Origin of the sequence: Vibrio alfacsensis (assembly GCF_019670485.1) — a bacterium.
Classification (GTDB): domain Bacteria; phylum Pseudomonadota; class Gammaproteobacteria; order Enterobacterales; family Vibrionaceae; genus Vibrio; species Vibrio alfacsensis.
Map to the genome: position 1 here is coordinate 2231034 of NZ_AP024165.1, position 17456 is coordinate 2248489.

18 protein-coding genes are annotated in these 17456 nt (G+C 46.4%); all 18 read right to left on the reverse strand.

Going from position 1 to position 17456, the window contains the following annotated elements; all coding sequences use genetic code 11:
* Positions 1–9: 9 nt before the first annotated feature.
* The 18 genes from VA249_RS10230 to fliH all read right to left on the reverse strand — a co-directional run bounded on the left by VA249_RS10230 (position 10) and on the right by fliH (position 17393).
* Positions 10–750, reverse strand: a complete 741-nt coding sequence (locus VA249_RS10230) for a protein phosphatase CheZ (RefSeq protein ID WP_128810444.1) — start codon at positions 748–750, stop codon at positions 10–12.
* 120 nt (positions 751–870) lie between these two features.
* Entirely contained in the window at positions 871–1239 is a 369-nt protein-coding gene (cheY, locus tag VA249_RS10235) for a chemotaxis response regulator CheY (RefSeq protein ID WP_020333593.1), read from the reverse strand.
* Between the two features lie 44 nt (positions 1240–1283).
* The gene (locus VA249_RS10240; protein WP_128810443.1) at positions 1284–2018 is read right to left on the reverse strand and encodes an RNA polymerase sigma factor FliA; all 735 of its coding nucleotides are present in this window, start codon (positions 2016–2018) and stop codon (positions 1284–1286) included.
* Positions 2011–2898, reverse strand: coding sequence for a MinD/ParA family protein (locus VA249_RS10245; RefSeq protein WP_211916193.1), 888 nt, complete (start codon positions 2896–2898; stop codon positions 2011–2013). Before VA249_RS10245 ends, VA249_RS10240 begins: the two co-directional genes overlap by 8 nt.
* Positions 2899–2912: 14 nt before the next feature.
* Positions 2913–4502, reverse strand: a complete 1590-nt coding sequence (gene flhF, locus VA249_RS10250) for a flagellar biosynthesis GTPase FlhF (RefSeq protein ID WP_221067925.1) — start codon at positions 4500–4502, stop codon at positions 2913–2915.
* Between the two features lie 27 nt (positions 4503–4529).
* A complete protein-coding gene (gene flhA, locus VA249_RS10255; protein ID WP_221067926.1) occupies positions 4530–6629 on the reverse strand; it encodes a flagellar biosynthesis protein FlhA in 2100 nt (699 codons plus the stop codon).
* A 203-nt stretch (positions 6630–6832) separates the two neighbouring features.
* A complete protein-coding gene (gene flhB, locus VA249_RS10260) occupies positions 6833–7963 on the reverse strand; it encodes a flagellar biosynthesis protein FlhB (RefSeq protein WP_128810440.1) in 1131 nt (376 codons plus the stop codon).
* 24 nt (positions 7964–7987) lie between these two features.
* The gene (gene fliR, locus VA249_RS10265) at positions 7988–8770 is read right to left on the reverse strand and encodes a flagellar biosynthetic protein FliR (protein WP_128810439.1); all 783 of its coding nucleotides are present in this window, start codon (positions 8768–8770) and stop codon (positions 7988–7990) included.
* Between the two features lie 8 nt (positions 8771–8778).
* Positions 8779–9048, reverse strand: a complete 270-nt coding sequence (fliQ, locus tag VA249_RS10270; protein ID WP_128810438.1) for a flagellar biosynthesis protein FliQ — start codon at positions 9046–9048, stop codon at positions 8779–8781.
* Between the two features lie 27 nt (positions 9049–9075).
* Entirely contained in the window at positions 9076–9945 is an 870-nt protein-coding gene (gene fliP, locus VA249_RS10275; protein ID WP_221067927.1) for a flagellar type III secretion system pore protein FliP, read from the reverse strand.
* Complete coding sequence (fliO, locus tag VA249_RS10280) at positions 9932–10345, reverse strand: flagellar biosynthetic protein FliO (protein ID WP_211916185.1); 414 nt, start codon at positions 10343–10345, stop codon at positions 9932–9934. Before fliO ends, fliP begins: the two co-directional genes overlap by 14 nt.
* Before the next feature lies 1 nt (position 10346).
* On the reverse strand, positions 10347–10757 hold the full coding sequence (gene fliN, locus VA249_RS10285) for a flagellar motor switch protein FliN (protein WP_128810436.1): 411 nt from the start codon (positions 10755–10757) through the stop codon (positions 10347–10349).
* Positions 10758–10859: 102 nt separating this feature from the next.
* Positions 10860–11903: a flagellar motor switch protein FliM gene (fliM, locus tag VA249_RS10290; protein ID WP_211916184.1), complete on the reverse strand. Its 1044-nt coding sequence runs from the start codon at positions 11901–11903 to the stop codon at positions 10860–10862.
* Positions 11904–11910: 7 nt separating this feature from the next.
* Positions 11911–12411: a flagellar basal body-associated protein FliL gene (gene fliL, locus VA249_RS10295; RefSeq protein WP_221067928.1), complete on the reverse strand. Its 501-nt coding sequence runs from the start codon at positions 12409–12411 to the stop codon at positions 11911–11913.
* Between the two features lie 100 nt (positions 12412–12511).
* Entirely contained in the window at positions 12512–14530 is a 2019-nt protein-coding gene (locus tag VA249_RS10300) for a flagellar hook-length control protein FliK (protein ID WP_221067929.1), read from the reverse strand.
* A 289-nt stretch (positions 14531–14819) separates the two neighbouring features.
* Complete coding sequence (gene fliJ, locus VA249_RS10305; protein ID WP_128810434.1) at positions 14820–15263, reverse strand: flagellar export protein FliJ; 444 nt, start codon at positions 15261–15263, stop codon at positions 14820–14822.
* Positions 15264–15269: 6 nt separating this feature from the next.
* Positions 15270–16589: a flagellar protein export ATPase FliI gene (fliI, locus tag VA249_RS10310; RefSeq protein ID WP_128810433.1), complete on the reverse strand. Its 1320-nt coding sequence runs from the start codon at positions 16587–16589 to the stop codon at positions 15270–15272.
* A 3-nt stretch (positions 16590–16592) separates the two neighbouring features.
* Positions 16593–17393 (reverse strand): flagellar assembly protein FliH, encoded by an 801-nt coding sequence (gene fliH, locus VA249_RS10315; RefSeq protein ID WP_221067930.1) that lies wholly within the window; start codon positions 17391–17393, stop codon positions 16593–16595.
* Positions 17394–17456 lie beyond the last annotated feature (63 nt).

The following is a 17456-nucleotide window of genomic DNA, read 5'->3' on the forward strand; positions in this document are numbered from 1 at the left end:
ACGTTACCTTTAAAATCCAAGACTGGACAATAAGTCATCAACTTCGTCCTGCGATGAAACCGCATCTTCCCTAAGTTCTGGATGAAGAATCGGGCCTTCAGCTTCGCTTGATTGTTTACTCTTTTTATCTGATGGTCGTGGCGAAACTTGAGCATCTTGTTCTGTTTTATTGCCAGAAAAGACGGTCAATATCTCAACCAGGCGATCTTCCACTTCATTGGAGAGCGTAATCACGCGACGAATGATTTGGCCAGTTAAGTCCTGGAAGTCTTGTGCCATTAGAATTTCGGTCAATTGACCACGCAACTCGGTGCTGTCACCCTCGACTTGAACTAAAAGCTCATCGATACGGTAACAAAGCGCTTTAAAGTCACTTAATTCAATGCGTCCATGCATAAGTTCGTTCCACTGAGGACGAACTTGCTGAAGGCACTCGTGTAGGTTATCTGCGATAGGTAAGCAGCGTTCCACTGCATCCATGGTTCGGTTTGCAGCCAGTTCGGTTTTCTCAATCACATATTGCAGACGATCCCTTGCATCTGGGATTTCATCTCTTGCAATTTCTGTCATGCGTTGTTCAAGATTGAACTGTTTTAGTGAGTCATGAAGATCGCGGGTTAATGTTCCGATTTCTTGCAACATCGGATTTCCTTGACCTTCATATAACGAGGCAACAAGTGCGTTAGCTTGCTCTTGCTCCCCTTGTTCTAGCATCTGAACGAGCGACTTCGCCTGCTCTAGTGAGATCATCCTGAATAGACCCTTAATACGTTTATCTTTTCTTATTTGACTTTTTTCAGCGTCAAACGAGCCATCCTTTTATATTAAGAATTTGGAGTGATAGCCCGAGCAACAAAGCAAAATAGATCGTTATAAACGTTCAAAAATTTTCTCTAGTTTTTCTTTTAGCGTAGCGGCTGTAAATGGCTTAACGATGTAGCCGTTAACACCTGCTTGAGCCGCTTCGATGATCTGCTCACGCTTTGCTTCTGCTGTGATCATAAGTACTGGAAGATGCTTTAGCTCTGCATCAGCACGGATGTGTCGAAGCAAATCGATACCCTGCATTCCTGGCATGTTCCAATCAGTCACAACAAAATCGAAGTCACCTTTTTTCAGCATTGGTAATGCAGTTAAACCATCATCCGCTTCCTGAGTGTTATTGAAACCCAAGTCACGAAGTAGGTTTTTAACAATACGGCGCATTGTTGAGAAGTCATCAACAATAAGGATCTTCATATTTTTATTCAAAATTGCCTCCACTGAATCGCAATATCAGTGTTTTAATCGTTTTGTGTCCACGCACTGAGCTTGGTGCGTAAACGTTGCATCGCTTGACTCAATATTTGGCTTACGCGAGATTCGCTTACACCTAACACATCGCCAATCTCTTTTAAATTGAGTTCTTCGTCATAATAAAGCGAAAGAACCAAAGCTTCACGCTCTGGAAGCTGTTTTATTGATTCAACCAGTGCTTTTCGAAACGATTCATCTGCGACCCCTTTAAATGGGTTGCTATCATCGGTTTCGTCCGCCGGTGAGATCACATCATCAGATACACCTAAATCTTCAATTCCCACTAATTTTGAACAGCTTATATCAGTAATCGCACTATGATATTGGTCTAGTGTCATACCAAGATGTGCTGCTACTTCTGCATCAGATGGGTCACGATTTAGAATGCCTTCCAGCTCTGCTATCGCTTGGTTAATTTCACGATTGTTCTTATGAACAGAACGAGGGACCCAATCGCCTTTGCGAATGTCATCTAACATCGCACCGCGAATTCGGATACCCGCATAAGTTTCAAAGCTCGCACCTTTAGACGCATCATAATTCTGCTGAGCTTCGATAAGACCGATCATGCCAGCCTGAATTAAATCTTCTACCTGAACACTCGGCGGTAAACGGCCTAACAGGTGGTGAGCAATACGCTTAACCAACACAGAGTAGCGTTCTATGAATGCCTGTTGGCTATTCAATTTGCCACGTTGGTTATAGGTCATCGCTTTATTCACCAAAAGGGTCCTCTGTGAATTCAGTTCGGTTTAGTAGTCGCTCGACAAAAAACTCTAAATGGCCACTCGGTGTCTTCGGTAATGGCCAAGTCAATGCCTTACTTGCTAAAGAGCTGATCGCTAAAGCAGCCGGTGAACGCGGGAACGCATCCACGACGATCTTTTGTCTTTTTACAGCTTGACGTACTTTATCATCTAATGGGATACATGCTACGAGTTCAAGGCTGACATTCAAGAAGCGCTCTGTGACTAATGTCAATTTTGCGAATAATTCTCGGCCTTCACGGTAGCTTCTGACCATATTTGCAACAACTTTGAAGCGCTGAACTTGATGATCTTTACTCAACAGTTTGATCAGCGCATAAGCATCAGTAATGGATGTCGGTTCATCACAAACGACCACCACCACTTCCTGTGCTGCGCGTGAAAAGCTGATCACCATGTCTGAGATGCCCGCTGCGGTATCAATGAGCAGTACGTCCATCTCGTCTTCGATACTACCAAATGCACGAATAAGTCCAGCATGCTGAGCAGGAGAAAGCTCTGTCATGGCTTGAGTACCCGACGTTGCAGGAACGATCTTTATGCCATAAGGACCTTCTACAATTGCATCTTTGAGCTCACACTCACCCGCAAGTACATGGCCTAAATTGCGCTTTGAACGAATTCCGAGCATCACATCAACGTTGGCTAAGCCAAGGTCAGCATCGAGAACCATCACTTTTTTGCCTTGGCGAGCCATACAGATCGCCAGACCCAGTGTTACGTTTGATTTGCCCACACCACCTTTACCGCCAGTAACCGCGATTACTTTCGTTAATGATGGTTGTGTTAAGCGACGGAGGCCGCTTGCTTGATCGTGTATCATATTCTCAGTCATAGTAGTCCGCCGCCCTAGAGTCCTTCGTTGTCACTGTTCCAAAAGTGAGGTTCGTTCTCTGTCGACTTCTCTAACAGTTCATTTGCTTTCGCAATCATGTATTTTGGTTGTGCTATCACAATGTCTTCTGGTACGCGCTGACCGTTAGCGATGTACGCTACTGGCATTGCGTTCTGAATCACCACGCTGATGAATTCGCCCAAACTTAACGATTCGTCAAGCTTAGTCAAAATACAGCCCGACAGTGGTATGCGTCGGAAATGATCCAACGTTTCCTGCAGAACTCGACGTTGTGCGGTCGCGGGCAAAACAAGGTAGCTGTGAATCACTTCACCGCTTTCTTGCATTAAAGTATCAAGCTGTTCGGAGAGTCTGACGTCTCGTTGCCCCATACCTGCCGTATCAACCAAAATAAGTCTTCTGTTCCTTAGCTGATATATAACATCGGCTAACTCATTAGAATCTTTAGCAACTCTTACAGGACAGCCCATAATTCTTCCATAAATGGAGAGTTGCTCATGTGCGCCAATTCGATAGGTATCGGTTGTAACCAGTGCGACATTGTCAGCACCGTATTCCATTGCAGCACGCGCTGCGAGCTTTGCAACCGTCGTTGTTTTGCCAACCCCCGTAGGGCCAAGCAGGGCAACAACGCCGCCACGTTTTAAAATATCTTGCTTTGGTGTGCTAATTTGGTCTGCGACTAAAGACAGTAACGCTTTCCACGCACGAGCCGGCTTGGTGTCTTCCGGAATATAACACGCCATTTGATCGGCAAGCTCCGGTGAAACCCCCATACGCTCAAGACGTTTTATCAACATCGCTCGTAACGGTTCACGACGCTCGACTTCTTGCCACATCAAACCAGACACTTGGTGCTCGAGTAAACGACGAATGGATGTCATTTCTTCGCGCATGTTTTCTAGCTCGTTGTTTGACTCATCACGCTCATCCGACGGGCGACGACGATCGTAACGCGTTGGATCAAGCTTAGGCGTCGCGCGTTCAAAACGATTATCTTGAGCAATCAACTTCGCTAATGGGGAGTCCGATGGATACGGAGCTTGGCTTTCTTGATGTCGACTTTCTTGATGTCGACTCTGTTGCTGCCTGTCGTGTTGCTGATAGCTGTCTTGCTGTGGGTAGCTCTCTTGTTGATAGCTTTCACGGTGTTTGTTTTGGCGTTGTAGCAAAGCAGACAAAGAGTCCTCATTCTCTGCCACATGATCATCAGACTCAGCGCCAGATCCGCTGTATTGCTTGAGCATGTTAGCAAAACGCTGCGTCATCGAGCCCGATTTTTCATTACTGGCAGTCAGGCTTAATCTATCATTATCCAATCGGCGGTCTTGAAAACGCTCCGCCGCCGATGATGACATTTGACGATGTTCACTGTAACGATTAGGTTGAGCGGCAGCACGATTTGGCAATGCTGCTGTTCGCATTGCTGGGGATGCGTTGGACTCACCATCAATCGCTGCAACGATCTCGACACCACCTGCCACTTTCTTATTCGACATGATCACCGCTTCTGCACCAAGTTCTTCTTTCACTTGGAGTAGCGCCGTTCTCATATCTTTGGCAAAAAATCGTTTAATTTTCAAACTATGAATCCATTTATACTACGCAGGCTAATTACCCACGGCTTGCACAATTCTGATCTGTTTTTCATCCGGTATTTCTTGATAAGACAACACTCGGAGATTGGGTATCGTGTTTTTGACAAATTTTGCTAACGTCGAACGCAATACACCAGAAGTCAGCAGAACTGCAGGCTCTCCTTTCAGTTCTTGCTCTTGTGTGGCTTGACTCAGAGATGCTTGAATTCGCTCTGCAAGTCCAGGTTCAATACCAGCAGACTCGCCACCTGACGCCTGCATTGTTTGATGCAAGATTTGTTCCAGTTCAGGAATAAGAGTAATAACAGGCAATTCTGGCTCTATACCATTGATTTCCTGAACAATTAGACGTTTCAAGCTAATACGAACCGCAGCCGTAAGAATGTCAGGTTCTTGACTCTTACTTGAGTACTCTGCCAAAGTTTGAACAATGGTGCGAATATCACGAATTGGAATCGCTTCGTTGAGTAGGTTCTGCAACACTTTAACCACAACACCCAAAGGCAATTGATCGGGAATGAAGCTTTCGACCAATTTAGGTGCACTTCGGCCTAGCATCTCCATGAGGTTTTGCACTTCTTCATGGCCAAGCAGTTGAGAGGCGTTGTTCGTCAGTAGTTGGCTTAAATGGGTGGCGAGTACCGTAGAAGAATCTACGACAGTATAACCAAGCGCTTGTGCATGCTCGCGCTGCTCTTCTCGAATCCACACCGCTTCTAAGCCAAAAGCAGGATCAATCGTCGGTTCACCCTCAATCATGCCGTAGACTTGGCCAGGGTTGATCGCAAGTTCTTGATCTGGGCGAATCTCGGCTTCGCCAACCGCAACACCCATCAGGGTAATGCGATAACTGTTTGGGGTGAGCTCTAAATTATCTCGAATATGAACCGCAGGAATAAGAAAACCAAAATCTTGAGACAGCTTCTTACGTACCCCTTTAACACGTTCAAGCAGTTCGCCACCCTGATCGCGGTCCACCAATGGGATCAGACGGTAACCCACTTCAAGGCCGATGATATCAACAGGTTGTACGTCATCCCATGAAAGCTCTCGTTGAGAAATCGGTTCACTGCCATCTTCGGCTTTAACTGGCAGAGCAGGCTCTTTTGCTTTCTGTTTCTGCCTTTTGTCTAGCCAATATGCGGCGCCACCAGCCACTGCTGCCAACGATAGGAAAGAAAAATGTGGCATCCCTGGCACGATACCCATCACACCGATAATAATCGCCGTGATCATCAACGCTTTTGGGTTATCGAACATCTGAAATATCAGCTGTTCACCCATGTCTTCATCGGTATTTTGACGCGTTACCATCATTGCAGCCGCAATCGAAAGTAATAACGACGGAATTTGAGCAACCAAGCCATCACCGATGGTGAGTAAGGTATAGATTTGCATTGCTTCGCCGAAACCCAAACCATATTGCGCCATACCGATCGACAAACCGCCGATGATATTAATAAATAGAATAAGAATACCCGCTATCGCATCGCCTTTTACAAACTTAGACGCACCATCCATCGAACCATAGAAGTCGGCTTCTTTGGTCACTTCAAATCGGCGAGTTCGCGCTTGTTCTTGATCGATTAAGCCTGCGTTTAAATCCGCATCGATGGCCATCTGTTTACCTGGTAACGCATCCAAGGTGAAGCGAGCACTTACCTCTGAAATACGTCCGGCACCTTTGGTCACAACCATAAAGTTAATGATCATCAAGATAAGGAATACCACTAAACCGACCGCATAGTTACCACCAATAACAACGCTACCAAAGGCTTCGATTACGTTACCTGCCGCATTGCCCCCCTCATGACCATGGAGCAATACCACACGAGTCGAGGCAACGTTCAAAGCGAGGCGAAGCAAGGTTGCGATAAGCAATACCGTTGGGAATGCAGCAAAGTCGAGTGGGCGACGGGTGTAAACGGTCACTAACAACACGACCATAGCGAGGGCGATGTTAAATGTGAAGAATAAATCCAGCAGGAATGCAGGTATCGGTAGCACCACCATCGCAAGGGTGGCCAAAACCATAACCGGCGCACCAATAGCAGGCATGGAGCGCTGTGGAATTCGTGGCAATTTATCTGCAAAAGGCAGGCTTAACTTCATACTGCGAGAGTTCTCAATCGGTCAGAGGAATGCGTATTTGATGTAATTTCTTGATATTACGCGACGGTTTAGAATTAAAAGTTCATCTATTCTTATTGATTCATTGGCTCTAAGCAATCTATGTACCAGATCAAACGCCAAAATAATGACTAATTACTCAAATAAGCATCAAACACCTGAATTTTCGTTAGTTATAACCCAAATCAATGACGATGCTCAGGAGGTATCGGCAAATCGTAATCATTAAGTTTTGGTCTCTGCCCGCCCCGCTTTCTGTATTGTTTGAGCTGAAAGACAAATGCGAGCACTTGAGCCACAGCCGTAAACAAGCCATCTGGTATTTCTTGTTCCAATTCGGTCGTGTAATACAGCGCACGAGCCAATGGCGGAGCCGGCACAATGGTGATGTCATGTTCACGGGCAACTTCTCGAATTTTCATCGCCATGTGATCAGTGCCTTTAGCAATAACAACGGGCGCGCGATCAGTTTTTTGCTTGTATCGCAACGCCACAGAGAAGTGTTCTGGGTTAGTGACGATAACATCCGCTTGCGGGACGTCTGCCATCATTCGACGTTGAGCCGCTTCACGCTGGAGCATACGAATACGACCTTTAACTTCAGGCTTACCCTCTGTTTCTTTGTACTCGTCTTTAATCTCTTGCTTGGTCATTTTTAGTTGGTCAGCATGCTGCCAGATCTGAAACGGTATATCGATGGCTACCACAATCAACAATGAGCAACTGATCAGTAAGACAAAATTGAGCAAGATATCGAGCGCATGAAAGATATTCTGCGGGTACACATCCATGCTCAACTGAATCAAATCCGCTTGGGATGCTTGTATCAAGTAAATGGCCACGCCCGTCACTAGCCCAACTTTCAATATGGATTTGAGCAGTTCTACCCAACTCTGCATACCGACCATACGTTTTAAGCCACTAAGCGGATTCATTTTGGACAACTTCGGCATCGCCGCTTCAACAGAGAAGCTCACGCCGCCCACCCCTGCCGCACCAAGGAGCGCAGCAACGAATAACGTCACCAAGATCAGAAACAGTGGCAGCAATAAATCCACCATCGCACCACCGGCAATATCAAACAATTTGCCTGTGTCGTAAATTTCCTCTCGTTGAAGATCGAATAAGCGGCTCATGATAGAAAACAATGAGCGTGCGAGAGATTCACCAAACCACATTAATGCCACCGCGCCAACAATCAACACGGAAGCGGAAGCTAACTCTTTAGACCGAGCAACCTGTCCCTTTTCTCTGGCTTGTTGTAACCGTCGGGGGGTGGCTTCTTCGGTGCGTTCTTGGCCGTCTGACTCTGCCAAACCAGTCTCCTAGGGTTTACTAACCTAACATTCCAAGCGAATGAGGCGGCAAATCTGCTCCTCACCCACCGACCAAAAGATTTCATAATGGCTGTATAAACCCGCCAAAATGTACCAACACAGCAACAAACCCACCATGAGTGCAAAAGCAAAACCAAGCGAGAAGATATTCAACTGCGGTGCCGCACGCGTCATCACACCAAATGACAAGTTAATTGTTAGCAATGCAATAATGCCGGATAGTGACATGCTCAATGCCGTTTTAAACATGATCCCAAGCCAGCTTGCCAATTCACGATAATCGACCGCGCTTAAGGTGCCCGAGCCAATCGGCAATGTTTTGAAACTGAACACCACCAATTGCAGCATCTTTAAGTGCCCATCTGTGGCCAAAAAGAACAGCGTGGCTAAAAACATAAAGAGCTGACCAAGCAATGGCGTATTCTGCCCGTTTGCTGGGTCAACCATTGAGGCGAAACCCAAACTCGATTGCATACCAAGAATCTGACCTAACAAAACAAAAGTTTGGATGATAAATTGAGTCACCATGCCCATCGCGACACCAATAATGATCTGCTCTGCAATCGTGATAAAACCACGAAAAGAGAGCAATTCTAGATCTTGTGGTACGGCAGGAATGGCCGGCATGACAGCAAAAGTAATCGCGAGCCCAAGATAAAGTCGAATTCGAGGCGAGACAAACCGTGCCCCTGTCACCGTCATCACCATCAACATGGCTGAAATGCGGGTATAGGGCCAAAAATAGTTTGCTATCCAGTCGAGAACAATATCAGTTGGGTATTCCATACGAGACTCTAGTACAGAACCTGAGGTAGACGTTCGATCAAACCGTAAAAGTATTCGGTCATCATTTGCGTCATCCAATGCCCGAATAACATCAAGGCCAGTAACGTGACAATCAAACGCGGCAAGAAACTCAATGTCTGTTCGTTAATGGAGGTTGCGGCTTGGAAAATAGCGACCACAAGACCAATCAATAAGCTTGGAATGATAATGGCGCACACCATGATGAGCACTAACCACAGCGCTTCACGGAATAGCTCGACAAACATTTCTGGAGTCATGTCCTACCCTCTTCTCTTTATGCCAATCTAAAGGGCAAAACTGCCGGCGAGCGTAGATAGAATTAGGTTCCAACCATCCACCAACACAAACAGCATCAACTTGAACGGCAATGACACGATCATCGGTGACAACATCATCATACCCATCGCCATCAAAACCGAAGCCACAACTAAGTCAATAATCAAAAATGGCAAAAACAGCATAAAGCCAATCTGGAATGCCGTTTTTAGCTCAGAGGTGATAAAGGCAGGAATAAGCACCGCCATAGAAACATCTTCTGGGTTCGTCACTTGCGCTCCCGACATATTGACGAATGTTTCCAGATCTTTAATCCGAGTTTGCTTGAGCATGAACGCTTTCATTGGTACTTGCGCGGCATCGAACGCTTCTCGCGCCGTCACTTGCTCATTCAGATACGGCTGCACAGCCTTGTCGTTAATCTCATTTAAAACCGGGGACATGATGAAAAAAGTCAAGAAAAGAGCAATACCAATGATCACCTGGTTTGATGGCGTTTGTTGCAAACCCATTGCCTGACGCAAAATCGACATCACCACCACAATACGTGTAAATGAGGTCATCAAAATCACCATTGCAGGCAAGAAACCCAACATGGTCATTAAGGCTAGGATCTGTAACGTAACCGAGTAATCTTCACCGCCATCGGCGTTAGTGGTCATGGTAAAGGCGGGGATACCCGTGCCGTTTGTCACTGACATAGAGCGACTCGCCCCCGAGTCACTTTCCATTGCTTTTACGGTCACGCTGTCGCCCTGAGCCAAGTTAGATGGCGATGGGGATGCCTCAGTCTGAGCAAAAGAAAGCGAAGAAAACAGCACTCCTGCTAGCAGCACAAACATGCTGAGCACGAGGCGAATTGAATTACCCTTTATCATGTTTTTTTATCAGTTGGCTAAATTGACTGGCAAAAGCACCTGTCGCCAACTCATCCTCTTTCAATGGCTTTTCTAGTTTGGCTAAGGTCTGAATCGATTGACTGGTAATGCCGACTAAAAATTGCTCTTCACCGACCTGTATTACAGCAATGCGCTCTTTTGTACCTACAGGCAGTTGATTGATGATACGCAATCCTTTTTGCTGTCCCATTGCTGGCACTTGCATACGTTTTAACAACCATGCCAAAAGCAAAATAACACCAATGACCAATACCAAAGAACCCAAGGTAGTCGCTAAGTCGAGACTGGTTGGTGCAGCAGCAAATGCATAAGGAGCACTCAGCATTAAGCTCAGTGCTCCTGTTATTTGCTTCAATCGAGTTTTGATTGAATGGCTCATGTTAACGCAGCTTTTTAATTCGTTCGGTTTGGCTAATGACGTCCGTTAAACGAATACCAAACTTGTCGTTGACGACAACCACTTCACCATGAGCGATGAGTGTCCCGTTCACCAATACATCCAGTGATTCACCCGCTAAACGATCCAGTTCCACGACCGAACCTTGGTTCAATTGCAATAAGTTACGGATGCTGATTTGCGAACGGCCTACTTCCATTGAGATAGTCACTGGAATGTCCATGATGGTATCCAGTTTGCGGCGCTCATCATCAGAGATAGGGCTTGAGGTATCTCTTAACTCCTCTAACGGAGCCGCTAATACTTCATCCACATCAATCATCGGTGCTGATGGGTCTTCACTAAGCGCGGCAGCCCATTCGTCTGCGAGTCTTTGGTCATCACTCGGTTGCATTTTTATATCCTGTTTTAAACCTTACCTTTGCCATGCTAAATAGGCTTTCTCAAAAGAATGTTTCTTTCAACAAAAACCTAGTGGGTCAATTGGTAAGGGTATCTAATCGTCTGCATCATCATTCTCAAGCTCAGTCATAATGTCTTTGCTCAAGAACGCTAAATCGGTTTTTACCACATGCGGTCGCTCAATTTCTTGAGAGATCTGCACCGCCATTTTATCGTCAGATCGCCCCATCTTAACGCGATAAGTCGGCAAATCTTCGATGAACATCGTTGCGTGCTCCGGCATCTCAATGGGAATAACATCACCCGGTTGCAGCTCCATCAAATCGCGCAGAGAAATGTTTTTTTCCAATAAGTTGACTCGGAAATTCACTGGGCAATCCATGATCTCTTCGCGCAGTGCGGAGCTCCAACGTACGTCGGTTTCCATCTTGTCGGACTGAACACCCGCATCAAGTAATTCTCGGATAGGCTCAACCATCGAATACGGCATAACAACATGGAAGTCACCGCCACCGCCATCCACTTCAATATGAAATGAGCTTACGACAATCACTTCCGTCGGGCTGACGATGTTCGCCATACTTGGGTTCACTTCTGAGTCTAGGTATTCGAACTCAACCCCCATCACTGGCGACCATGCTTCTTTGTAATCTTCGAAAACAATTTTTAGCAATAATTGGATGATACGACGTTCCGTTGGCGTAAATTCTCGCCCTTCGATCTTGGCATGAAAACGACCATCCCCACCGAAGAAGTTCTCCACCAAAATAAACACCAGTCGCGCTTCCATCGTGATCAACGCGGTGCCTTTTAATGGACGAAAACGTACCATGTTCAAACTGGTTGGGACGTAGAGCGTATTTTGATATTCACCAAACTTCATCATCTGCACACCGTTGATCGAAACCTCAGCGGTTTTGCGCAGCATATTAAAGAGACTAATGCGCATATGTCGTGCAAAACGCTCATTAATAAGCTCGAGCGTCGGCATGCGACCACGTACGATCCGGTCTTGAGATGAAAAATCAAAACTGATCGCACTATCATTGTCATTATCTAAGGGCTCATCAATGTCATCAACATCGTCCACCCCGTGCAGAAGCGCATCAATCTCGTCTTGGCTTAATAGATCGGTCACGTTTTACCTATTGAATTACAAAATCTGTAAATAGTACTTTTTCAATCACTGGCTTACCCACTGCTGCACTTAGCGCCGCTTTGATGTCATCTGAAGCGCGGTCACGCAACTCAATACGGCCAGTCGGAGAGCGCAGTTGCTCTACCGTTGCAGAGGCAAACGTAGACAACAACGAGCTCTCAATCAGTGGGGAATGATAGCGAGCTAATTGCTCATTTTCACTGCCTCGCACCATCAATTGTGCTTTGATCTGTACTAATCTATCGCGACGGTCCCCCGTCACATTAAAAATAAATGGCTGTGGGATGTTTACATAAGCAATAGGTTGAGCGGTCGCTGCCGCTTGTGCCTGCTGAGTTTGTTCAGTTTGCGCTGGTGCATCTGATCCCATCAAAAAGAAAGCGGCTGCACCACCACCAATCAGTAATACCACTACGGCAATAATGATGATCAGTAGCTTGCTTTTTCCTTTTGCGGCCTGCGCGCCTTGTAGCTGCTCTTCTGCCATTACGTTCTCTTTATCTGCTTATTTTTCGTTATGATTCATTCAATTTTGCCAATTGGCGGGTTGGACAAAGTATTTCTATCATCGCATTCGAGTGGCCATTTTAGGCGTAGAAACTGATTCCATCACGCTTTGTAGACACATTCAAATCAAGATTCACATTACTATCGACGTTTTCATCTCCCGCTTGGGCGAATCCTCGACCTGACGTTCCCTGCCCCTGCTGTTCTGAAGCCGCATACTGTCTTTGCTGTTGACCACTGCTTTGCTGCTGTACCGATGAATCGGCTAATTGCATACCTTGCTGGGCAAGCATCTCCCTTAAGCGAGGTAAGGTTTGTTCTATCAAATCACGCGCCTGTGAGTTGGCTACGGTGAAATGCACATTCGCGATATCGTTGTTCATCGTCATGCGAATCTGCATGCGACCAAGCTCTGGCGGATCAAGTCGAATATCGAGGTTCTTCAAATTCTTCGACATCATCATTTGGACTTTTTCCGCGACTTGGTCGTTGGCCAGTTCCTTAGTTAACTGCAATGGCAGTTGAGCTTGCTGCGCAGCATCCACTCGAGCTTGTTGCTGAGCCGCCACTCCTTGTTGCCCTACCGCAGCTTGAATTTGCCCAGCTAAACCATGCTGTGATTCATTTTTATCTTGTTGATTTGCCGCAGACTTCAACGCACTCGCCGCTAGACTCGCCCCCATCACCGCTTTATTTTGCTCTGGGGTGGAAGCCAGTTGCGACATCGAATTTATCGCAGCTGCGTTCTGGTTGCCGGCGGTCAACGATTCTGGCATTGCGGCTTTATCAGTATTCGAAGTCACCCCATTTTGCGTACTATTTGCTTGTGCATTTCCTTGCAAGGTGACGTTTTGCATTTGTTGTGTAGCAGTTGATGTCGAAGCCGTCATACGCGCTGCTTGGTGCTCTGCCATTGCCGATTTTACATCATTTGGCAATGCCACAAATTGAGCAAATTCTTGAGGTGGAATGTCCGCGAGCATCGTGCCCGTTTTTAAGCCCTCGATAATGTCTAACTCTTGAGCAGAAAGAGGTTCACCCTGAGCTAATTTCGTATCGATGACTTCAAGTTCATTGAGTGAAACACGCGGTAATGCCAACGCACCACCTTGAGCAATCAAATCAGCATCAGGGAGCATCGCAGCATCTGAACCTTGTGTTACCAACTGTCCGTTAATGGCGACCTGTGTCGTTGCATTTAACGTCGCTTGGGTGTGTGCAGCTTGTGCACTTGAGTTATTCCAATCAATTTGCGCTGCTTTATCAGTAGCAGAACTTGAGTTAACGCCATCAGATGAACTCTCTGAACGTAAAGCAGAACCACTGGTTTGAAGCTCAACAGCATCAGTTGAGGTTGCGTGGCTTGATGGCGGTGACTGCTCCGTCTGAACAGGGTTGTTTAGTACTGAAGAACCTGTCATTGAACCTGCACTCGCTATTTCAGCAGAATCACCTTGTACGTTGACTTGTTGTTCTGTGATATCAGATTTCGCCGCCATTGATTCAACGCTCACTGGCAAATCATTGCCGCTTTGAGTAGTGCCGCTTTTAGCAGTACCAGAGTCATTCAGTGTCTGGTTAGCTTGTTGAATACGCCCAAGTAACGCTTGCCCCTCACCCATCGCACTTTTGACATCATCACTGTCCGAAACATTGATTTCCGAGACTTTGTTTTCTGAGGCGTTGTTTGCCGAGGCGTTGTTTTTCGAAGCATTGTTGTCCAAGTCACTTGCGTCAGAAGCGCCTGCTGGAACCTGTCCATCTTCACTTTGAGCTTTGGTCAACAAAGCGCCATCTAATGACGCATCGGTAGACGCTGCGTCAACGTTCCCCTCGCTAGAGGAGGCTTTCAAACTTGTGTGATGCGTTTCTTCTGTTTGGGAAGCTTGAGCTTCAGCATCATCGGCTACTGCGCTTTCAGCCTGAGGTTGAGTGTTAGATTGCGCCTTCACTTTTTCTGACTTCTGTGAACCGGTAAACACATCCGCGAAAGCTTCAAAGAACCCTTTGCTCTCTGTGCTTTCTGCAGCAGCTTTATTTGAAGACTCCATACTGGAAGCCTTATTAGTCGCTGATACATTGGACAAATTCACGTTCATAAAGAAACTCTCGGTGAAAACAGCACACTCTCAGTGCGGTCATAGTTGATTCAAAGGCAAAAAGACATCGCTGGCTTAGCCACTGACTAAGGCTAACATTTACAACGGTGCAAACTTCATAGCGAAAAATTGTATGACGCACTTGCTTCAACAATCTATTGCAAACGTCACTTCTTCTAAGATTTTGCAAAAATCACGCCAAACCTAACTGATGTTTTTCTGACGATATCAACATCACGCTCAACAGATCATCGCGAGTGACAAAAACGCTTCAGATTAAAATAGTGACTTAAAATGGCCTTGGTTTACGGCTATAAAGCAAGGTAGAGAACTCATCCATTTGCTTTTGTTCTCGTTTGGCTTCTAATGCCTGTTTTTCTTTGGCTCGTTTTTCGATCATCCACTCATACGACATGCGTTCTTTACGCATGTTCAGCCAGTAATCTTGGCAGTTTTCAACTTGGTATTTGAAGTGGTTTTCTGCTTGTTTTTGCTTAGATAAGGTTTCATCTAATTGAGTCAAGAAACGATTTAAATGGCCATACTGGCTGGCCGTTAAGCCTCCCTTTCCGCGATCGACTAACTGTTGGCAATAATCCAATCGGTACTTTTCAATTTGTTCAACTTGACGATAGTAATCATCCAGTTCTGTTCGCGCTTTATTGAGGGCTAATACAGCTTGGTCTTCTCGTTCTTTCGCCTGCTCGAGCAGGAAATCCATTGCATTTTCCATTTACGATTAACCGCCCAGAATGTTTCTTAGCATGTTGACGCACATATCGTATGGCACCGATTCTTTCATGCGTTGCTGTAAGTAATCATCCAATCTTGGTTTAAGCGTAAATGCGCCATCGATGGCCGGATCGGTGCCTGGCTTGTATGCACCAATCGACACCAAATCTTGATTCTTACGACAAATAGACAGAACCTGACGCACCGCTTTCGACATAAGAACATGTTCTTCGGTGGTGATTTGCGGCATCACACGGCTGACTGATTTTTCAACATCAATAGCAGGGTAATGACCTGCATCCGCCATTTCTCGCGATAACACAATGTGGCCGTCAAGGATCGCACGAGACGCGTCTGCGATTGGGTCTTGAAGATCATCCCCCTCCGTGAGAACCGTAAAGAAAGCCGTGATTGACCCTTGTTCCGGACTGCCATTACCTGCTCGTTCCACCAGCGCCGGCAATTTCGCAAACACCGACGGCGGATAACCTTTGGTAGCAGGAGGCTCACCAACAGACAGCGCGATTTCACGCTGCGCCTGAGCAAAACGGGTTAACGAGTCCATCAGCAATAATACATCTAAGCCTTGGTCACGGAAGTATTCCGCAATCGTCAATGAAGTTTGACAGCCTTTTAAACGCATCAAAGGAGAAGCATCCGCTGGCGCGGCAACCACGACAGAGCGACGACGTCCCTCTTCACCTAAAATTTCTTCAATAAACTCTTTTACTTCGCGTCCACGCTCACCAATCAGTCCTACCACCACCACTTGTGCGGTAGTACCACGAGTCATCATGCCTAATGTCACCGACTTACCTACACCAGAACCCGCAAACAGACCGATACGCTGACCTTTGCCAACCGTCAGCAAGCCATTGATAGCTTTTAAACCGACATCAAGTGGCTCAGAGATAGGCTTGCGTGCCAATGGGTTAATAGGCTCGGCATTAAAAGAAGCACGTTGTTCAGTGTAGATTGGGCCAAGACCATCGAGTGGATTCCCTACGCCGTCAATCACTCGGCCAAGCAGTTCCATACCAACAGGCAGGCCCGCTTCACTGGTTAGTGGCGTCACCTTTGCACCCGGTAAGATGCCCGTGATCTGTTCACTTGGCATTAAGAAAAGATTGTCGCCTGAGAAGCCCACAACTTCGGCTTCCATATGACCGGACATGGTTTCTACGAGACACAAACTGCCGATGGGGGCTCGACATCCGGTTGCCTCCAAGGTTAAACCAACCACACGAACTAGTTTGCCAGACGCAACGGGACGCGTCGTTAATCCCTCTACCTTATAGTTCTTTAGACGGTCCGCTAAAGCTAGCATTCGCTACTCGCCTCCTTGATGGCGGTTCGCTCCACAGAAGCTGTTCAACACGCTTTTGATGCGTTCTTCCATGCGGTAGTTGATGCTCGATTCTCCCGCTTCAATCTGCAAATCTCCACGGTTCAGAGATGGTTCGGAAACCAACGTCCAATTGCGACAATCCAGATCTTCTTCACCATAAGCAGAACGAATAATCGCGATATCATCTGGATGCAAATGCAACGTAATTGGATGCCCAGAAATTGGTAATACTTCCACAGACTGCTTGACAGTATCTAAGATAATTTGAGGATTGGTTTGTGCTTCAACGTGCACGACTTCTTTCACTAAGCAAAGCACCATGTCGACCAATTGCTTTTCTACCTGAGCGTTCATAAGCTCCAAGGGTTGCGCAAATTGATTCGCTAAGTTCATGAATGTTTCAACTTGCTGTTGAATATATTCTTGACCCGCAGTCACCCCTTCCGCTTTACCAGCTTCAAGACCTTCTGCATGTCCTGCTTGTAGACCTTCTTCTTTGCCTTTGTCATAGCCCTGTTTAAAGCCCGCTTCTTGACCTTGATACAAGCCCTCTTGATAGGCACCTTGCTTGATCAGTTCAATCTGCTCTTCGGTGAGTTCGAATGCTTGTTCTTCTTCTGGCTCATCGAAGCTAGGTACCCAACCAGGGTCGTAATTAAAGGCGGTTTCTTTGGCTTGCTTTGCTTTAGGCTCACCATAATCCGGCAAACCCCAACGTTGAGGTTCGATCATCGCATCGTCTTCATCAGGACGGATAAATCCACGTTTTCTATCGCCAACCATGAGTCGTCTACCGTTTATTGTGATTACACGTTCTATTACACCAATCGTAACAAGTGATTGGTG

Bases quoted from the DNA above. Each gene is read 5' to 3' on its own strand.
- fliJ (WP_128810434.1), bottom strand. From the start codon at position 15,263: ATGGAAAATGCAATGGATTTCCTGCTCGAGCAGGCGAAAGAACGAGAA.
- flhA (WP_221067926.1), bottom strand. From the start codon at position 6,629: ATGAAGTTAAGCCTGCCTTTTGCAGATAAATTGCCACGAATTCCACAG.
- VA249_RS10300 (WP_221067929.1), bottom strand. From the start codon at position 14,530: ATGAACGTGAATTTGTCCAATGTATCAGCGACTAATAAGGCTTCCAGT.
- fliH (WP_221067930.1), bottom strand. From the start codon at position 17,393: ATGGTTGGCGATAGAAAACGTGGATTTATCCGTCCTGATGAAGACGAT.
- fliL (WP_221067928.1), bottom strand. From the start codon at position 12,411: ATGGCAGAAGAGCAGCTACAAGGCGCGCAGGCCGCAAAAGGAAAAAGC.
- fliQ (WP_128810438.1), bottom strand. From the start codon at position 9,048: ATGACTCCAGAAATGTTTGTCGAGCTATTCCGTGAAGCGCTGTGGTTA.
- fliO (WP_211916185.1), bottom strand. From the start codon at position 10,345: ATGAGCCATTCAATCAAAACTCGATTGAAGCAAATAACAGGAGCACTG.
- fliN (WP_128810436.1), bottom strand. From the start codon at position 10,757: ATGCAACCGAGTGATGACCAAAGACTCGCAGACGAATGGGCTGCCGCG.
- VA249_RS10245 (WP_211916193.1), bottom strand. From the start codon at position 2,898: ATGACTGAGAATATGATACACGATCAAGCAAGCGGCCTCCGTCGCTTA.
- fliR (WP_128810439.1), bottom strand. From the start codon at position 8,770: ATGGAATACCCAACTGATATTGTTCTCGACTGGATAGCAAACTATTTT.
- VA249_RS10230 (WP_128810444.1), bottom strand. From the start codon at position 750: ATGATCTCACTAGAGCAGGCGAAGTCGCTCGTTCAGATGCTAGAACAA.
- cheY (WP_020333593.1), bottom strand. From the start codon at position 1,239: ATGAAGATCCTTATTGTTGATGACTTCTCAACAATGCGCCGTATTGTT.
- fliP (WP_221067927.1), bottom strand. From the start codon at position 9,945: ATGATAAAGGGTAATTCAATTCGCCTCGTGCTCAGCATGTTTGTGCTG.
- fliI (WP_128810433.1), bottom strand. From the start codon at position 16,589: ATGCTAGCTTTAGCGGACCGTCTAAAGAACTATAAGGTAGAGGGATTA.